The 18,793-nt window shown below is 60.4% G+C and carries 18 protein-coding genes; 8 read left to right on the plus strand and 10 right to left on the minus strand.

The window, feature by feature from the left end; genetic code table 11:
- Positions 1 to 14 precede the first annotated feature (14 nt).
- The 10 genes from FFI94_RS25515 to FFI94_RS25560 form a co-directional block, all read right to left on the minus strand.
- Positions 15 to 1,322: an MlaD family protein gene (locus FFI94_RS25515; protein WP_260684324.1), complete on the minus strand. Its 1,308-nt coding sequence runs from the start codon at positions 1,320 to 1,322 to the stop codon at positions 15 to 17.
- Positions 1,319 to 2,407, minus strand: a complete 1,089-nt coding sequence (locus FFI94_RS25520; RefSeq protein WP_260684325.1) for an MlaD family protein — start codon at positions 2,405 to 2,407, stop codon at positions 1,319 to 1,321. The genes FFI94_RS25515 and FFI94_RS25520 overlap by 4 nt, the downstream gene beginning before the upstream one ends.
- 17 nt (positions 2,408 to 2,424) lie before the next feature.
- Positions 2,425 to 3,531 (minus strand): MCE family protein, encoded by a 1,107-nt coding sequence (locus FFI94_RS25525; RefSeq protein ID WP_260684326.1) that lies wholly within the window; start codon positions 3,529 to 3,531, stop codon positions 2,425 to 2,427.
- A complete protein-coding gene (locus FFI94_RS25530) occupies positions 3,528 to 4,580 on the minus strand; it encodes an MCE family protein (RefSeq protein ID WP_138870271.1) in 1,053 nt (350 codons plus the stop codon). Before FFI94_RS25530 ends, FFI94_RS25525 begins: the two co-directional genes overlap by 4 nt.
- 6 nt (positions 4,581 to 4,586) lie before the next feature.
- On the minus strand, positions 4,587 to 5,624 hold the full coding sequence (locus FFI94_RS25535) for an MCE family protein (RefSeq protein WP_138870272.1): 1,038 nt from the start codon (positions 5,622 to 5,624) through the stop codon (positions 4,587 to 4,589).
- Positions 5,621 to 6,943 carry an MlaD family protein gene (locus FFI94_RS25540; RefSeq protein WP_138870273.1) on the minus strand — a complete coding sequence of 441 codons (1,323 nt, stop codon included), beginning with the start codon at positions 6,941 to 6,943 and terminating at the stop codon, positions 5,621 to 5,623. The genes FFI94_RS25535 and FFI94_RS25540 overlap by 4 nt, the downstream gene beginning before the upstream one ends.
- A gap of 3 nt (positions 6,944 to 6,946) precedes the next feature.
- Positions 6,947 to 7,801, minus strand: coding sequence for an ABC transporter permease (locus tag FFI94_RS25545; RefSeq protein WP_138870274.1), 855 nt, complete (start codon positions 7,799 to 7,801; stop codon positions 6,947 to 6,949).
- Positions 7,802 to 8,662 (minus strand): ABC transporter permease, encoded by an 861-nt coding sequence (locus FFI94_RS25550; RefSeq protein ID WP_138870275.1) that lies wholly within the window; start codon positions 8,660 to 8,662, stop codon positions 7,802 to 7,804. It abuts the gene before it with no gap.
- Between the two features lie 853 nt (positions 8,663 to 9,515).
- Complete coding sequence (locus FFI94_RS25555) at positions 9,516 to 10,676, minus strand: thiolase C-terminal domain-containing protein (RefSeq protein ID WP_138870276.1); 1,161 nt, start codon at positions 10,674 to 10,676, stop codon at positions 9,516 to 9,518.
- Positions 10,673 to 11,866: an OB-fold domain-containing protein gene (locus tag FFI94_RS25560; RefSeq protein ID WP_138870277.1), complete on the minus strand. Its 1,194-nt coding sequence runs from the start codon at positions 11,864 to 11,866 to the stop codon at positions 10,673 to 10,675. Before FFI94_RS25560 ends, FFI94_RS25555 begins: the two co-directional genes overlap by 4 nt.
- A gap of 319 nt (positions 11,867 to 12,185) precedes the next feature.
- Between FFI94_RS25560 and FFI94_RS25565 the strand changes: the two genes are divergently transcribed.
- The 8 genes from FFI94_RS25565 to FFI94_RS25600 all read left to right on the plus strand — a co-directional run bounded on the left by FFI94_RS25565 (position 12,186) and on the right by FFI94_RS25600 (position 18,726).
- The gene (locus FFI94_RS25565; protein ID WP_138870278.1) at positions 12,186 to 12,989 is read left to right on the plus strand and encodes a TauD/TfdA family dioxygenase; all 804 of its coding nucleotides are present in this window, start codon (positions 12,186 to 12,188) and stop codon (positions 12,987 to 12,989) included.
- Positions 12,990 to 13,012: 23 nt separating this feature from the next.
- Positions 13,013 to 13,732, plus strand: coding sequence for an SDR family NAD(P)-dependent oxidoreductase (locus tag FFI94_RS25570; protein ID WP_260684327.1), 720 nt, complete (start codon positions 13,013 to 13,015; stop codon positions 13,730 to 13,732).
- Between the two features lie 81 nt (positions 13,733 to 13,813).
- Entirely contained in the window at positions 13,814 to 14,674 is an 861-nt protein-coding gene (locus FFI94_RS25575; RefSeq protein ID WP_138870280.1) for a mycofactocin-coupled SDR family oxidoreductase, read from the plus strand.
- A gap of 98 nt (positions 14,675 to 14,772) precedes the next feature.
- On the plus strand, positions 14,773 to 15,735 hold the full coding sequence (locus FFI94_RS25580; protein ID WP_138870281.1) for an alpha/beta hydrolase: 963 nt from the start codon (positions 14,773 to 14,775) through the stop codon (positions 15,733 to 15,735).
- 4 nt (positions 15,736 to 15,739) lie between these two features.
- Positions 15,740 to 16,243 carry a DoxX family protein gene (locus tag FFI94_RS25585; RefSeq protein WP_138870282.1) on the plus strand — a complete coding sequence of 168 codons (504 nt, stop codon included), beginning with the start codon at positions 15,740 to 15,742 and terminating at the stop codon, positions 16,241 to 16,243.
- A gap of 20 nt (positions 16,244 to 16,263) precedes the next feature.
- Complete coding sequence (locus FFI94_RS25590; protein ID WP_138873415.1) at positions 16,264 to 17,082, plus strand: NAD(P)-dependent oxidoreductase; 819 nt, start codon at positions 16,264 to 16,266, stop codon at positions 17,080 to 17,082.
- Entirely contained in the window at positions 17,079 to 17,885 is an 807-nt protein-coding gene (locus FFI94_RS25595) for an NAD(P)-dependent oxidoreductase (protein ID WP_138870283.1), read from the plus strand. The genes FFI94_RS25590 and FFI94_RS25595 overlap by 4 nt, the downstream gene beginning before the upstream one ends.
- A 79-nt stretch (positions 17,886 to 17,964) precedes the next feature.
- Complete coding sequence (locus FFI94_RS25600) at positions 17,965 to 18,726, plus strand: GntR family transcriptional regulator (protein WP_138870284.1); 762 nt, start codon at positions 17,965 to 17,967, stop codon at positions 18,724 to 18,726.
- Positions 18,727 to 18,793: the final 67 nt, after the last annotated feature.

Here is an 18,793-nt window from a genome sequence, read left to right on the forward strand (position 1 = left end):
TGCTGTTCCGAGGTCTACCCCGGCGGACTCTGTTCGAGGTCAGGGCCTCCGTAGGGAAGTGGAATCGATTGAGGTCCAATCGGTGTCGGTGTCGCTTGCGCGTCCGGAACAACACCGGCGGGCGGGCCGGCAGTGTCGTCACCGGGTTGTCGTGGCGCGTTCCTCGCGCCACGGACGAGTACGGACGGATCTTCGTTGTCGCAGTACGTGTACAGGTACGGTTCCGGGAAATCCGGAACCATCGCCGGCAGTCGGGGCAAGTTGTAATCACACGAATATCGTGGGTAAATGTTGACAAATGCCCAGATTCCGCCGTCGTGGAAAACCGTGGCTAGCGCTTCGAGTGTCGATCCCTGACGGTACGTCGGGGCGAAGAACTCTTGGAGCGCAGGTACATTCAAGTAGGCCATTTGGGCTACCGTCGTCAGATTGCCGAGTAGCTGAACCATTGTGGGCGAGTTGTCTGCAATGAGCGCGTCAATCGACTTCAGCGTCGACGGCGTATTGTCGAAGAACTCACGAAGCCCCGCGTCTTTCGCTTCGACGCCGCGCAGAAATTCCGACAGATTGCTCGTAGTACTGCTCAACCCCGGGCCGACGTCGCCGAGCGTGCCGAGCAGAACCTTGCTGCTACGCAGAAGGGTTGCCGTCTGCGGTAGTACTGCGTCGAGGGTCGAGACAAGGAAGGCGCCGCCGTCGAGTATTGCCGCCAGCTTCTTCGGTCCCTCCGGGCCGACGCCGAGTTCCGCAACCATCATCTCGAGTTGAGCAGGATCGATTTGGGCCAGCATGCCGTCGAGGTTTCCCAGCATCGACGCCAGCGGCACGGGAGTAGACGTTTCGTCGGAAGAGACTTCCGATCCATCGACAAGAAACGGACCACTGTCAGTGGTAGGCCTGAAGTCCAGGTACTGCTCGCCTGCCATCGAAAGCCCCGCCACCCGCACTTCACCGCCCTGTGGAATCTCGACACCCCCGTCGATCTCCGCAACGGCAACAACGCCATTGTCAGTCAATTCGACCGAATTCACCTTGCCCACCGGGACTCCGCGGAGCATCACCTCCTGCTGCGGTAGCAGCCCACCCGATATCGAAAAATGCACGCGCACAGTGATCTTCGAGCTGATCGGGCTCAGGTGAAAAACACCGAAGGTCAGGTACACGACGCCGACAACCAGTGTTGCGGCGAGCGCCACCACCGACATCGTCAGCCGGTGAGCACTACTGAAACGGACGGCCCCAACAAGAGCTGCCGCGGGAACGTCCAGAAGCCGCGCCGCCGGGCCCATCTCGTCCACACCGTCAGGGATCTGTTTGTTCATCGGCCGGTCCCCTGCACTCTGCCTTGCAACCGCAGCAGCGTGTAGGTAATCGTTCCCACCAGCGCATCCCAATCAGTCGAATCCGGAAGTCGACTGCCAGGGTCAGCCGGATGATTCGGATCGGCAATCGCCCCGATAGCCAGCTGTTCCAGGTCGGCATTGACATGCGCAGAGGTCGAGTTGGTGATCTTGAGGAGTGGTGGCAACAACCTGTTGACGGCTGCGAGACTCGCGTTGGGATCGGTTGCCGCGTTGTTGAGTTCCCCGGCGATCATGTTGATGTCGGCGACCATTCCGCCTGCACCGGTACCGCTGACCGACGGGAACTTTCCCACTTGGGTACTTACCTGGGCCACCTGCGCGAGCAGATCGAGCATCTGCGCCGTGTTGGCGTCGAGAGTTCCGAGCGCGGGACCGGCTGCCGAAATCGCGTCGTCGATCGACGATTGGCGCTCCGACACCGTCGCGAGGAGCTGATTGGTCGACGCAAGCGTCTCCCGGATCTCGTCACTCCGACTCGAGAGTGTCCCGATCAGAGCGGTCGATTCACCGATCAGGTCGGCCATCTCCTCACCCCGTCCGCCGACGGCGTCTCCGAGTCCGTTGACAACCTTCGTCAGGTTGCGCAGGACGCCACCGTTGATCAAGAAGGACGACGTGGTGAGGAGTTCTTCGATCGTGGCCGCCGACGTGGTCGACGCAATCGGAATACTGTCACCGTCGGACAGAAGAGCACCATTCGACGCAGGTTCAGGCGGGGGTTCCACTGCGACGAACACATCTCCCAGCGGTGTTGCCGATCGCAATTCCGCGCTGGCCCCAACTGGCAGACTGATTCCGTCCTGGATCCGCATCGTGACTATCGCTTCGTAGTTCTGCACTCTCATCGCTTCGACCTCGCCGATGTCTGCGCCTTGGAGTTTCACCTTCGCTTGCGCCGGCAGATTGAGTGCATTGTCGAAGACTGCGTGGAGCGTGTAATAGTCACCGGAAACACCGGGTGCCGGCAACGGCAGACTCTCGAGCCCTACGCCACACGCTGCCGTGGACAGCATCAGGCCGGCGCAGGCCCCGGCGGAAAGCATCCGCCACCCTGTCTGCATCATCGCGGCAGCCCCGCCAGGCCCTCGAGCATTCCGGAGATCCCGAAGTCCGGACCAAAATCTTCGAGTGTTCCCGTGCTGCAGCCAAGCTGGCGCAGGCCGAGGACATTGCAGATCTCCTTGACCAACTGTCCGTCGAGAAACACCTTTTCCAGCTGAGCGTGCACCCTCGCACCACCGTTCTCCTGATCGATTGCGTTGTAGGCGTTGTCCATCAGAAGCGGGGTGACAGTAAGAAACTCGGAAAGTTCGCGCCGATAATCGGCCAATGCGGTCACCACGGTATTTGCATTGGTCACCGTCGATTGCAGAGTTCCCCGGTTTGTCGCGAGAAGCTTGTCTGCCTCGACAAGGATCTGGTTGACCTTGGTGCCGGTGTCCCCCGAACCCAGGTCCGCCTCACCGAGAAGGTCACTCACTTGCGCCAGGGCTGAACCGAATTCACGAATATCCTGATCATTGCTCGCAGCGACGGAAGTCAAGACCGAAAGATTGTCGACAACAGTCGTGATGGCATTCTGTGTTTCAACTCCGCCGTCGCTACCCAGTTGCAGTGCCGACGCCAACTGGCTCAGTGACGACCTGATTGCTTGCCCATTTCCGTCGACCATCGCACTTCCGACGCCGAGTAGGTCGGCGACCGGACCGGAACCCTCTCCATCGCCCTGCAACTCGATCGCCATCTTGTCTGCCATGGCAATCAGTCGATCGAATTCGACAGGTGTCTTCGTTCGCTCCGTCGCGATGATGTCGCCGTCCGTCATCACCGGCCCGTCCTGGTAGGGCGGAGTGATTTCGACATGGCGGTCGGTCAACACCGACGTCGACACAGTCACCGCCTGTGCGGCTTCCGGGATCTTGACTCCACCGTCGAGGCTCATCGTCACTTCCACGAACGTGCCGCGGGGGACGATGCTGATCACCGAACCGATGGGCACGCCGAGCACCGATACGGCGTTCCCTTCGTACAGGCCTGCGCCACTGTCGAACTGCGCCGTAACGGTGATGGTCTCGTCCATCGAGGCTGCGCTGCGAAGACCGGAACAACCGGCCGTAGCGACGACAACCACCAACACGACCTTCGACATCGATTTCAGGGACCTCATTTGCAGTCCTTCAGGTAGGGCGGCAAATTCATCTCGTTTGCATGGCCGCTGACGGCGCACATCCACGAGTCGATAAACGGCCCAGCGGGAGCAGTGAAATCAACTTCGTTGGCGGTCCCGGAGGTATTCGCGAAGTTCCGCAGCGGAACTGGCAGGATCTCCAATGTATTGCGCAGCAGATCGTCATTGTTGCTCAAGCTCTGGAGTAAGCCGTCCAGATTGGTGATCAGTTCGTCGATTGCCGGACTGTCGTTGACAACGATGTTCTTCAGTTGATCTACGAGTGCGGCGGTGGATACGAGTAATTGGTCGACAACTTCCCGTCTGGCAGTGATGTCCTCCAACACGTCACGGCCGTTTCGCACCAACTCACCCAGGCTGTTCTGCTGCGCGCGGATGACAGTTGTCACCTCACCTGTGCTGGTCAGCAGAGAACCGATCTGTCCGCGCCGATCCGCCAATACCGAAGACAGATTCTCGATGTTCGCGAGAACCTGCGGCACGAGCGCCGGAGTGCCCGCAAGTTGATCGGACAACGTCGTGAGCGTCTGCCCGATCTTCTCGGCGTCAACCTGTTCGAACGTGGTGGTCGCGTTGTCCAGTGTCTGTTGCAGATCGTAGGGAACCTCGGTGTTGGCCAACCTGATCCGATGATCGGCGATTTCACCGTCACCGCCAGGACGGATTTCGACGTAGCGCGATCCCAACAATGTCGTCAACTTGATGGAGGCTGCCGTGCCTGTCCCCAGCGAGACGCCTTCGTCGATCTGCATGGTCACGACAACGTGATCACCTGCCAACCGAACACCGTCTACCGTTCCCACTGGAACGCCCGCGATGGTGACCGCGTCGCCCGCGCTGACTCCGGCGGCCTGAGCAAATTCGGCGGCGTAACTGACCTTCCCGATTCCCGTGGAAGTTACCCAGAGGGCAACGACCATCACGACGGCGATGCCTGCCACCGTCAAGACACCGATCCCCAGCGCGCTGCGATCCTCGAGCGGCTTACGCCGTCTCCGAGTGTAATTCGATGCTGCTTCTCCGGTCATCTCCACTCACCTGCAAATCTTCGACTGGGTTATCTGACCACCGGGCGTCGACTGCGCAACAAGCGCGGGAATCACGGTGCTGATCGCCGGAACGAGGGTGAGATTGAGATTGCACAGGTACGTGTTGATGTAACTTCCGTCCTGGCTCGCCCGCGCAAGTCCCTTCAACATCGGCGGTAGGTTGAAGCCGAAATACCCGAAGGTGTCCTTGTTGTCGAGAAAGTGCTGAGCGAAACCTGGTTCCCGAGTGAGGAACTCGCTCAGATCCGGTGCCACGTCACTCGACAGCGTTGCCACTTGATCGGCAACGAGCGCAATCGAATCCAGCGAGTCGACCATTTCGCCACGCCTGGCTGCCAACTGTTCGAATATGGACTGAGCCTGCGTAATCATCGTGTCGACGTTGGTGCTCTGCATCGCGAGGCTACGAACGATGCCGTCCAGATTGACGATGATATCGCCCAGAATCTTGTCCGGTCCGGCAAACGACTCGGCGAGAGTGGACGTCTCGGACACCAACGTGGTGATCGACCCGGAATCTCCCTGCAGTGCCGTGATAATCGCAGTGGTGACATTGTCGATCTGCTGGGGATCGAGCACGCTGAAGAGCGGTTCGAAACCATTGAGAAGAACCGAGATGTCAAATGAAGGTTCCGTGTTCTCCACCGGAATCTCGTCTCCACCTGTCAAGACTCGAGGTTCACCCTGCTCACCGAGAGACAATCCGAGATAGCGCTGGCCGATGATGTTCTGGTACGTGATCGCGGCCTTGGTGTTGCCGTACAGCGCTTGATCCGATTCGATACGAAATGCGACTCGCGCGAGTGTTCCGTCGAGGCTGACCGAATCGACCCGGCCCACTCGAACACCAGCCATCCGCACGTCGTCGCCGGCGCGCAATCCTGACGCATCGGTGAAGACCGCGCTAAACGAGGTCGTGTCTCCCGCAACGCCGCGCTGCAGCGTTACGAACACAGTCCACGTGAGACCACAAGAGATCAGTAGGAATACGGCAATACCGATCAAGGGTTTGCGATAGCTCATCGGGTCCCCTGCCCAAGTTCGAGTGGCACGTCCGATTCGGGTGTCACCTGCACCGTGTTGCCCCGGGCCAACGGCCCGAGAATGAACTCGTCGGCGGAAGTCGATTCGCCTCCCAGAAGATCTCCCAGAAGTTCCTTCTCCTGCGCACTTCCGACCGGACCGACATTCCCTCCGGACGTCGGGGCAAAGTCGAACTGCTGGGCGATGCCGTCAGTGACTACTGGTGGCGCAGCAGTCTCCGGCGCAGTCGCGCAACTCGGGCCGGCCAACTCGCCGTAGCGAGGACAGTCATCTCGGGTGTACATCTTGTGGGGTGTGAACTGGAACAGGAATTTTCCGGTCGCGTTCTGCTGCCCCACCGGCCAGAACTCAGTGAACCACTTGTCGGATATGACTTTCATCCGCGTGACGATGGGTGCGAATTCCCTACTACCGTCGGCAACTACGCTCAGTACCGGCGAAAGTTGCGTGGTGATGTCGACGATCTTGTCCGTGTTGTTGTCGAGTACGGAACCGACCTCCGACAGTGTGGTCGAACCGGCAGTCAACAAGGCTGTCAATGCGGCATCCTTCTCTGCCAAGGTTCGCATCGGCACGACGGAATGGTGTACGGCATCAAGAAGGTCTGGTGCCGCTTCTTGGAGACCGCGGATGGCAGAAGACAACGCATCCAGGGTTGAAGGTTCACCGGTCGGTGTGGTCAGCTCACCGAGTTCGCCGGCAATTCGGCGGAGTTGCTCACCTGCAGTGACGATATCGGCACCCCGACGATCTGTTGCCGCCGCAACAACGGCCAGCATTCCCAGCGTGCGATCAGTTCCGATACGTGCTGTCGCCGAGACAATTTCACGGAGTTTTGTCAACGCGGTTTGCAACTGAACGGTCGAAAGGCTCTCGTCCTGTTCGATTTCCGCGTGTGGGGACAGCGGCGGTCCACTGCCGTTGTCCACCAACTGAACGGACGATACGGCAAAGACGTTGCTGGGCACCACACGCGCTGTCACGGTCGCCGGAATCCCGGCTGCATACTCCGGTTTCAGCGCAATGCCGACATACTTCTTCTCGCCGCCGCTCGACGTATCCACACTGTTCACCACTCCGACCAGCACTCCTCGAAACTTCACATCCGAACGCGCAGGCAACCCGTCACCGACATCGGCGAGAACCGCTGTGACCTCGAAAGCCTTGCCGAAAACTCCGTTCATCTTCGCGATCAATCCGGTGATCAGCAGCGCCACGACGATCAGTGCACTGACACCGTGCACGAGAAGTGTTGTCGCAGAGGGGCCTCGGCCGTCGGCTTCGAACAGTATCGGCATCAACTACCCACCCAGCCTTGCTCCGGAGCCGATGCCCCAGAATGCCACTGTGAGCAACAGATTGACGACGATCATCGCCGAGATGCTCGCCCGCATCGCTCGGCCGGCCGCAGTCCCGACCCCTTGCGGGCCACCGGAAGCAAAGAAGCCGTAGTAACACTGGATGGTAGAGGTAATAATCACGAAGACAACAGCTTTCACCAATGAGTAACCGATGTCCGTGGCACTGAGAACTAACCGGAAGTAGTGCTCGTAGGTTCCGCTCGACACTCCCCCCGACAACCCGATCACTACCTTCACGGCAAGGTAGTTCAAGGCGAGACAGAGCAGATACAGCGGCACCACTGCGACTACGGATGCCATCAGCCTTGTTGTCACGAGATACGGAATGGGACGGATCGCCAGCGCTTCCATCGCGTCGATCTCCTCCGAGATCCGCATCGCACCCAGTTGCGCTGTGAAGCGGCAGCCCGCCTGCGCGGCAAAAGCCAACGAGGCCATGATGGGGGCCAGCTCCCTCGTTGTTGCAGTCGACGCGATCATTCCGGTCGCCGGCTCCAACCCCAGCAGATGCAGCGCGTTGTAGCCTTCGATTCCCACGATCGCTCCGGCCGCCGCGCCCAGAACGATGATCACACCTGCAGTTCCGCCGCCGACCACGATCGAGCCGTTGCCCCACGTGACGTCGGCGAGGATCCGCAGAAATTCCTTCCGGTAATGCCTCAAGGTCCAGGGAACTGCGGCCAGTGCTCGGCCCAGAAAGGTGACCATGTGGCCCAGCCGCATGACAACTGTTGCTTGCGCCGTAACCACTTTGACGGCTGACCTCATGCCCGGTGGGTAATACCGCGATGCCATCTAGAAACCCGTCCGCGGAAACATCAACACGTACAACTGTGTCAGGACCACATTCACGACCATGAGGAGCAAAATTGATGCCACCACTGTGGCATTGACCGAGTTGGCAACGCCGGCAGGTCCACCGCGAGTGGTAAGTCCCTTGTGGCAAGCCACGATTGCCACTATCGCGCCGTAGAGGACTGCCTTGATCATCGTCAGGAAGAAATCACCGACGGTGGCAAAGGATGCAAAAGTCGAGACAAAACTGCCGGGAGTGCCGTTCTGGACAAAGGTGTTGAACAGGTAGCCGGAAAAGAATCCCACAAAGCAGACGAGCCCCGTCAGCGCAACACCAACCGTGATCGCTGCCACCAGCCTGGGCACCACAAGCCTGCGGATGACGGAGATCCCCATGACCTCCAACGCATCGATCTCGTCGCGGATCTTGCGTGATCCGAGGTCAGCGCATATCGCCGATCCCGCTGCCGATGCCATGAGCAAGGCAGCGACCATGGGAGCGCCCTGCCTGATCACTGCGAGGCCGCTGGCGGCCCCGGCCAGCGACGTCGCGCCGACTTGTCCGGCGAGCAGGCCGAATTGAATCGACAGTGTGACGCCGATCGGTATCGCGACAAACAATGTCGGAACCGCGGATGCCGAAGCCATGAAGGCCGTCTGACGAACGAACTCCGCAACCGGAAAACGGAATGTCACGATGTCGATCACCAAGTACTGGATCGCACGAAGCCCGAGAACACATTGTCCACCAACCGTTTCCAGTGCGGCAACGGGATGCCGTCGCGTATACCCGTGCATCCAACCGGTGATTTCGCTTGATGCAGAACGCTTCTGGCCAAAACTTCGATCTGGGATCTCCATGGATCTTCCACTTTCCGTTCGCCCACAAGTTCAGTTCGCCGCCGCATACGAGGGTGGGCACGCATTGCGTCGAACCTGCCGTCACTGCTACCGAGCGATCTGCCACCTTCCGAACTGAGCATTGCCCCCAAAAGATGATGCCCACCTGTGCGGAAATCAGCTTTCACTTAAAATGCTGAGCACCTTCTTAGCATGAGTTGTCGAATGAGGTCAAGATCACAGCGTGTATCGAACCTTCGTCGCCGAGTGCGCATTACAGCATTTCCCCCATCGAACACACTGAAACACCCGCTCTCGCAGGGCGAATCAACGTAAGGAGCGCGACTTCATCTCGATCAATGCAATGAATCAGTTTCTATTGCAAGGCAATCGGGAAAAATCCCCGCCGGTCCATCAAAAATCTCGTCACGTCACCCATGGACATTGCTACCCCCTCGAGACATGCGCGAAACGAAGATCAACCCACCCGGGCCCGGCCTGCAAGGGCAAACCCTGCCGCAGTAAACCCGGCTGAGCGGCACCTTGCTGAGCGAACATAAAACTAGACACTATCGCGCAAAGTGTCAAGGAAAATGGTTCTGCGCAGGTCTGCAAGTCGTCTTCGGCGCCGCTGGTGAAATCGACCGGCACAGGTCGCGACAACAAGACCAGCCGCCTGGCGTGTGAACACAGGCGGCTATGGCAAATCACGAGCTATCGACACAGTCGATCAGCTTTCAGTTGCACTGCAAAAGAGCACCATTGACGACGCGCTCACACACTGTCGGTGATTCGCGCGTCGTCTTCCAGGCAGCGCTGGGCGAGCGTCGCTCGACGCTCGCCCACTGCCAATAGTTCTCCGAACTATTTCGTTTCAGACCTTCGGCCCCTCCAAAATGGTCACTGCAGCAACGGCAGTCGGCCCACCGACGTTGTGTGCCAAACCGATCCGGGCACCGTCAACCTGATTGACGGAGTCCCCACGCAGCTGTTCGAACAACTCGACGCACTGCGCGACACCCGTTGCTCCCGGCGGGTGCCCCTTGGCGATCAGACCTCCACTCGGATTCACCGGAATGGAGCCGCCGATCCCGGTAGCTCCCGATTCGATGAGTTTGAACCCCTCGAACCGGTCGGCGAAGCCGAGATCCTCGTAACTGATCAACTCGATGCCGGTGAAGAAGTCGTGTACCTCTGCGACATCCACGTCGGACGGGGTCATGCCGGCCATCGAAAAGGCCTGCTTTGCAGCGCGAACCGTGGCGGGGAACGACGTCATATCGCGCTTGTGCTGATGCATGACGGAATCCAGACCCAAGCCGACGCCGCGGATCCAGACCGGACGATCGGTGTACCTCCCCACGACGTCTTCTGCCGCCAGCACCAACGCTGCCGCGCCGTCACTCTGTGGAGCGCAATCGTAGGCACTGAACGGCGTCACGATGGTCGGCGCGTTCAATGCTTCCTCGATGGTGATCTCGAACCGCTTGCAGGCCTTCGGGTTATTGACGCCGTGAAGATGATTCTTGACGGCCACCATGGCCATATGCTCCCGGGTGGCAGGAGATTCGTGCAGGTAGCGACGCACATGTAAGGCGAAGCCGGCCGGAGCCACCAGACCGAGCGGGTAATCCCACGCCATGTCGCGGGCCATCGCTTCCCACTCCCACAGCATGTCCTTCGATGCACTCTCACGGAGTTTATCCGCGCCCATGACCACCGCGACGTCGAATGCTCCCGACGCGATTCCGAACAGCGCGTTGCGCACGGCATCATGGCCTGTTGCACAGGAGTTTTCGATGCGAGTCACCGGAATGTCTCCCAGTCCGAGAGTGTCTGCGAGAATGCCGGACGGGAACCCGTCGGGCGTTCCCATCGCACCGAACCAGGCCGCCTGCAGATCGGACTTGTCCAAGCCCTTGTCGACACTGGCGGCGCATTCGGAGAACGCCATGGGCAACAGGTCTTTGATACCCAGGGTGAAATGTTCGGCAAAGGGTGTCATCCCCGCGCCGACTATCGCCACGTTTCTCATACCGCCTCCTGCTCGATCAGAAATGCTGTTTCCGGTTCGAATGCGTATCCGTAGTCCGGCACCCCGGAGCGAATCGCCACCCGGCGTAGAACCATTCGGCCACGATCGCCGAGATCAACTGTTCCCGGTTCGACGCCGGTCACCTTGACGAGCGCACGAACGTCGACGTCGTCGAGTTCCACGATCACCAGGGAATACGGAGTCTTCAGTCCGGGAACCGGAACATGCACGGTTACTTCGGTATACACAGATCCGGTACGTGGGAGTGGCACAAAGGTGTAGTCCGTCTTCAGTGTGCCGTCGTTGTCGACACGATACCGAGGAGGAAAGTCCAGGTCTTCACTGTCTTCGTATTTTCCGGCTTCCCACCGGACTTTTGCGTCGAAGGCGCGCTCGTAGGCTGCCAGCGAAATGGGAATGTCGGCGCCGGGCACGAACTGGCCTTCCGCTTTCGGACGTGGCGCAGGTTCGCGGCGATGAACCTCGGCGGTTCCGTCCGCGACCCGGACTCCGGAGAGACTGGCCTGCTCGACGCCGACGAGGGATCCGGTACTTCCCGAATCGACCATGGCCGCGAGAGCAAAAAGACCCGAACTCGCGCCGAGTGTCGGGAGCCGAACTGGCTCTCCCGCACACAATGCCGCGGCCTGCTTGTGTTCGACACCGGCTACCGCGACGGGGGCATCCACCCACGCAGCTGACAATGATGCGGCAAATCCGCGTTCCTTGAGCAACCGTGGATCGCCGTAATCATGGACGACTCCAATGGAGTTACGAGTACGCACGGGAAGGCTACGTGAGACCCGAGCGGCGGTACGGACGCGCAATCCGTGGTCCGAGGTCAGTACGGCGGCCGCCCCGGCAGGTTCGAGGTCGACGCCGATGATCAGTGTCCGAGGTCGAGCATTGCTGACAGCGTCGAGCGTTGCGGGCGCACCGCCGAGGCGCTCGACCACCTCCAGTTCGGGATCCAGTCCGAGTCCGGCCAGCAGGACCGCGGCATTACTGCTTTCCAGCAGCGGCAGATCCCGGCTGACGAGAATGACGTGCTCCACGGAGGTACTGGTGCTACACGCCGCTCTGCCGGCTTCGACTGCGAGAGTGATCGCGTCCTCGTCGTCACCCGGCACGCGGGAATCCGACGTCCCCCAGCACGGTAGGTACGTCCCTATCGAAGCGATGTATGACATGCCAGTCTCCCCGTAATCGTGAAAATCGCTCAGAACTTCAAGCGAGAGCAGGTACACGGTGAATCAGGAGGTCACTCCCTAGAGCCATCGAGTGCATCTCGTTTCCCTCTGATTTGAATACGTTATTCTCATAAATGAGAATACTGCATTCTCGCTGTGAGAATTGTAGCAATCAGAGCGACTCTCGCATAGCCCCACGAATGCGAGCCATCTATGCCGATCGCCAGACTTCCCCCTGAGTGATCTGCCCTTCTTCGACTCTTGCGGGCATCATGAAAGCGAGAGTATGGTTCTCATAAATTGAAGGGAGATTCTTCTGATGGAGACTAAGGCGCTCAGCCCGGCATTGGGCGTAGAGGTCATCGGTATCGACAGCTTGGACGACGAGGCTGTAGTTGCGAGATGCCTGGAGGCATTGAAGTGGCGCGGTGTACTACTCATCCGCGGTTTGCACCTCGACGACGATGCTCAGATCGCATTCAGCCGCAAGCTCGGACCGGTATTGGCCCCCGCGGGCAAGGAAATTTTCAAGGTCACGCTCGACCCGGCCAAGAACCCGTCGGCCGAATACCTTCGGGGCACGTTCAATTGGCACATCGACGACACCACCAACGACGTGCCGGCCAAGGCGACGATGCTGACTGCGCGGCACGTGGCCATGACGGGCGGAGGCACCGAATTCGCCAGCACGTACGCGGCGTACGAGAATCTGCCGGAGCAGGAACGTAAGCGTTACGACGACCTTCGCGTCGTGCACAGCTTCGAAGCTGCGCAGCGACTTATCGAGCCGAACCCCACTGAGAAGCAACTTGCATCCTGGCGCCATCTGCCCACCCATGAATCATCATTGGTCTGGGAACACCGCGACGGACGCAAGTCACTCGTCCTCGGCGCAACGGCCGACCACGTCGTGGGAATGCAGCCTGACGAAAGCCGGGCGCTCCTCGACGAACTGCTCGCGTGGACCACCCAGGAGCGCTTCTCCTACAGCCACACGTGGGAGGTCGACGACGTGGTCATCTGGGACAACACCGGAATGCTGCATCGTGCACTTCCCTACGACCCCAAGTCGGAGCGAACGATGCACCGCACCACAATCCTCGGCAACGAGCCGTGGGCATGAGCGAATCCGCGAACGGAGAGAACGTGAGTACTCAGATCACGCGAACTGCAGTTGTCACCGGTGGCAGTTCGGGTATCGGTCGCGCTGTCGCAGAACGTCTGCGCGCCGACGGATACAACGTAGCCACGATCGACCTCACACCGTCTGACGAAAAGTATTCGTACACAGCAAATGTCACGGACCGTGCCCGATTGGACGAAGTTCTGGCGGAGATCCGCACAGAATTGGGTCCCGTCACCATCCTGGTGAACGCAGCCGGCCTCGACGGATTCCAACGATTCACGAAGCTGTCATTCGACGACTGGAAACGCGTCATCGACGTCAACCTCGACGGCGTGTTCCATTGCTGCCAAGCAGCACTCCCCGACATGCTCGAAGCCGGCTGGGGGCGCATCGTCAACATCTCGTCGTCCAGTGCGCACTCCGGGCAGCCGTTCATGACGCACTACGTCGCGTCCAAGTCCGCGGTCAACGGCCTCACAAAATCCTTGGCGCTGGAACTCGGCCCCGAGGGAATCACCGTCAACGCCGTTCCCCCCGGATTCATCGACACCCCGATGCTGCGTACGGCAGAAGGCAAGCGTCTTCTCGGCGGCACCGTCGAAGACCACATTGCCAAGACACCGGTCCGGCGCGTCGGCCGACCGGAGGACATCGCCGCTGCCTGTGCGTTCCTCATCTCCGAGGAAGCCGGATACATCACCGGTCAGATCCTCGGCGTCAACGGCGGCCGCAACACCTAGTCCTTCCGCTGTACGCGCGGCAAAAACACCTGTTGCGCAACCAGTTTGAACAACCCAACACATCAAACGAAGGGATTCACCATGGGACGCGTTGAAGGCAAGGTTGCGTTCATCACCGGCGCCGGGCGGGGTCAAGGCCGAAGCCATGCGGTGCGCTTGGCCGAAGAGGGTGCCGACATCATCGCCGTCGACATCTGCGCCGACTTCGATTCCATTACGTACCCGATGGCCACTCCCGAGGACCTCGAAGAGACTGCCCGTCTCGTCGAGAAGCACGGTCGCCGCATCGTCACCGCCAAGGCCGACGTCCGTAAGGTCGACGAGTTGCGTGCGGCGCTCGAGCGCGGCGTGGCCGAGTTGGGCCACCTCGACATCGTTGTCGCGCAGGCCGGCGTTGCAGGAATGCGCGGTGAACCGGATATCGCGGCCTGGTCCGACACCGTCGACACCAACCTCGTCGGCACGATCAACGCGATCCAGGCAGCACTGCCCTACCTCGGCAAGGGTGCCTCGATCATCGCCACCGGTTCGACTGCGTCGATGATCGACACCAGCAAGGTCGACGTGCCCGGCAAGGATCTCGGCGGAGTTGCGTACGTGTTCTCCAAGCGTGCACTCTCCCACTACGTGCACGAACTGGCTACACACCTCGCACCGCGCGGAATCCGTGCCAACGTGGTGCATCCCACCAACTGCAACACCGACATGCTGCACAACGAATCGATGTACAAGTCCTTCCGTCCCGACCTCGAGAACCCGGGCCGCGAAGATGCAGTGCTGTCGTTCCCGGTCCAGCAGGCAATGCAGATTCCGTGGGTCGAGCCCGAGGACATCAGTGAGACCGTCCTCTTCCTCGCATCGGAGCAGGCTCGGTACGTCACCGGCATGCAGATGCGCGTTGACGGCGGCGGCTACCTGAAGTCGTACGACTACCACATCTGAGCCTTGGACTTCGCCTTCACGAAACACATTCGTGAAGGCGAAGTTTCAATCCTCACCCCTCGCGAAGTCAGTGCTCGCTATTTCTTCAGGACGGATACATGAGCACCACGAATACCGTAGTCGCCAGTTCGACTGGCACAATCGCTTCAGACCGCGCGCCCGTGCACCGGACCGTCGATGTCGACGGCATTCCCATGTCCGCGTTGCTGATCGAGGTTCCGGAACCACGCGCGGTCATTCTTGCTGTGCACGGCGGGGCAACAAACTCTGCATACTTCGACTGCCCCGGGCACCCCCGACTCTCGCTGTTGCGCACCGCAGCAGCCCTCGGATTCACCGTGCTTGCACTCGACCGACCTGGGTACGGCAGCTCGAATCCCCAGGCAGCCGAATTGGCCGATCCCGATGTACGCGTCGACATGACGTATGCGGCGATCGAACATCATCTCGAAGGAATCGACCGCGGCGCAGGTATATTCGTTCTGGCTCACTCCATCGGCTGCGAATTGGCCACCAGGTTGGCCGCAGACGAGCGCGGAGACGCCTTCCTCGGTATCGAACTCTCCGGCACCGGCCGCGAGCAACAGCCCCTTGCACAGGAAATCCTGGGCGTCACCGCCCGCAATGCCGATCCGATCGCCGTGCGTGAATTGCTGTGGCAGCCCAGCCGGCTGTACGCGGAAGAACTGTTCGGCGGTCTCCCGATCGCATCCCGGACACCGAAGTACGAAGGTGACGTGGTGCGAAACTGGCCTCGCGAGAACTTCCCCAAACTGGCTGCCCGCGTGAATATTCCCGTTCATTTCACTGCAGGCGAATACGAGCATGTGTGGCGCAACGATCCCGCGGCGCTGCTCGCCGTCGCCGAGTTGTTCACCGCTGCACCTCGGGTGTTGGTGGACAAGCAGTTCGACGGCGGACACAACCTCAGCCTCGGCTATACCGCGACTGCATATCACCTCCGCGTCTTGGCGTTTGTCGAGGAATGCATCGCCGGTCGATCCGAATTCGCAGACCTGCCAACAGACGACAGCACGGCTCACGCGAGCCACGGAAGGTGACTCCATGAATTCCGCAGACGTTGCACTTCTACTGATCCGATTGGCCGTGGGCTCGACCATGATTGCCCACGGAGTCAATCACTGGGTCGGCGGCGGAAAGATCGAGGGTACCGCCCGCTGGTTCAGCGGACTCGGACTACGCAACGGCACCTTCCAAGCCTGGATGAGCGTAGTCACCGAAGTCGGTGCCGGAATCTTACTGATCGTCGGATTCCTGAATTCGTTTGCCTGCGCGGCGGTCATCTCGGTCATGCTGGTTGCCGGGATACTCGCACACCGCCCCAACGGATTCTTCATCTTCCGTGACGGCTACGAGTACGTGATGGTGCTCGCGCTCGTCGCGCTCGCCTCAGCGATGCTCGGGCCCGGCAGCATATCTCTCGACGGCGCACTGAACATCGATGTCTCCGGGTGGGCGGGTGGCGGTATCGCCCTCGGAATGGGCGCAGTCGGCACCGCTGTACTTCTCGGCTTGTTCTGGCGGCCACAGCTACAGGAGGTTTCATGATCACTCTAGGAGGACCCGCGATGCACGTAGGATTCATCGGACTCGGTAGCCAGGGCGCACCGATGGCACGGCGAATCGTCCACTCCGGCTATGAAACCACTCTGTGGGCACGACGTCCCGAAGCCCGAGTTCCCTTTTCCGACACCGCGGCCAAGTTCGCCGAATCTGCGGCGGAACTGGGCGCGGCAAGCGATCTCGTGTGTATTTGCGTCGGCAGCGACGCCGATGTTCTCGACGTTGTCACGGGCGAGGACGGAGTCCTCGCCGGAATGAAGCCAGGTGGAATCATCGCCGTGCACAGCACAGTTCACCCGGACACTTGTCGCGAACTCGGCGAAACAGCGACTGCTCGAGGAGTCTCCGTCGTTGACGCTCCAGTCAGTGGCGGTGGCATCGCCGCTACGGAAGGCCGCCTTCTGGTGATGGTCGGAGGAAGTGACGAAGACTTCGAACGCGTCCGTCCTGTCTTCTCGATGTACGCGAATCCTGTCGTTCACCTCGGCCCTCTGGGCTCCGGTCAGATCACGAAGCTGCTCAACAATCTTCTCTTCACGGCAAACTTGGCTACAGCCGCGAACACGCTTGCACTCGGCCAGTCGCTCGGTGTTGATCCCAACCGCCTCGGAGACGTCATCTCACACGGCACGGCAAACAGCTTTGCGCTGAGCCGGATCGTCTCTGCCGGTGGAACACTCGAGCGTATCGCCCAGCACGCGGGCACCTTGCTCCAGAAGGACGTCGGCCTGATTGCGGATCTTGCGACAACAGCCCAAGCACCCACCGGAGTTGTACTGACTGCAGCTGATGCCACCCTCGAACTCATGGATCACCGCCGATGACGCGCGTCGGGTTCATCGGCGCCGGACGGATGGGCGGACCGATGGTCAGTCGTCTCGTCGAAGCCGGTCACGAGGTTCGCGGGCTTGCACGTTCAACCGAATCGCGAACTGCGCTGGAAGCATCCGGCGCACAAGCCGTGTCCACCTTTGCCGAGGTCGGCGCAGACACCGACCTCGTGATCATCTGTGTCTTCACGGACGAGCAGGTTCGCGAGGTATGCCTCGGCAGCGATCTGCTCGCGTCGATGCCTCGCGGATCAACCCTGGTGTTGCATACAACGGGAAGCCCTCGCACAGCTGAAGCCGTCACCGAGCACGCAGCACAGTTCGGTGTCGCAGTCGTGGACTCACCGGTCAGCGGCGGACCGCACGATATTGCCGCGGGCAGGCTTACCCTCTTTGTCGGCGGTGATGCCAACACACTGGCACGCATCCAGCCGACCTTGGAAAGCTACGCCGATCCAGTTCTCTACGTTGGACCGATCGGCAACGGGCAGCGGGTCAAGCTTGTCAACAATGCCCTCTTCGCTGCTCAGATCGGCCTTCTTGCCGAAGCTGTCCGGCTGGGAACACAACTCGGGATCGACGAGGGTGATCTGCTCGCGGCACTTCCCTACGGCAGTTCCAACAGCCGGGCTCTGACCAGTGTTTCTGCCAAAGGTTCAGTGGCCGCATTCGCGGACTCCGTCGGAGATTTCCTGCGCAAGGACGTAGGCGTCGTCCGACAGGTCGCCACCGAACTGGATGGCAATCTCGGACTGCTCGACGACGCGGTCAACGCCGCACTACCGAATCGCGTCTGACTCACGCCGGTTCTTCCGAATGCGATAGCGTTGCCGATGAGAATATCGGCAGTCAATCGACCATAAGCGGGAGAACAAGATGGGCGGGTCAGTCCTGTCGGGCAGTACCGATCTACCGGGGTACCGACGCCTTGCTCTGACTCTTGCCGAAGCTGTGGCAGCCGGCCGCTACGACCAGAACACCCCTCTGCCGACCGACACCGAACTGATGACCGAGTACGGCCTCGGGCGACAAACGGTGCGTCGAGCGTTTCAAGAGCTCGTGGCGGACGGCCTGGTGTATCGCGTCCGTGGCCGAGGAACATTTCCGACGGATCAGCCAAGCACCGGCCGCTCCGTTCGCGCCACCGATTCGATCGAACAGCTCGAGGAGTGGCCGGGCACCGAGATGGAAGTCATCTCGCCTCTCGAACTCCGACGCGATCGTGTCCACGCCGAAAAGCTCGAACTCGACGGTCTTGTTGTGGCGCAGTTGAAGGTTCGGCGCTGGATCGACGACCAGCCATACGCCGTCAACACGATCATCCTTCCGCCCGACGTCGCCGAAAAACTGATATCAGAGAACCTGATCCCGACAAGACGAACACCCGGAACCATCCTCGCTTCGGTCGGTAGTGTCGCGGGTCCCGTTGCCGGGGCGGAGGAAACCGTCACCGCGATTCTCGTCTCCGACGACGTCGCCGAAATTCTGCACACCGCGCCGGGTAGACCTGCCCTACACATCGAGCGGGTCTACCGAAACGGCAACGGAGTTCCGGTTGAAATCTCACTGACGGTGCATGCGTCTGAACGGTACGAGCATCGACTCTCGATTCAGCGCGCCGGCCGTCACGGCTCCTGAATTTTGCTGCAAGATCCACCGATACCTCTGGCTCCAAACATCATTCGGAAGAATGTGCCTGAAATAT

This window comes from Rhodococcus sp. KBS0724 (assembly GCF_005938745.2).
Classification (GTDB): Bacteria; Actinomycetota; Actinomycetes; order Mycobacteriales; family Mycobacteriaceae; genus Rhodococcus_F.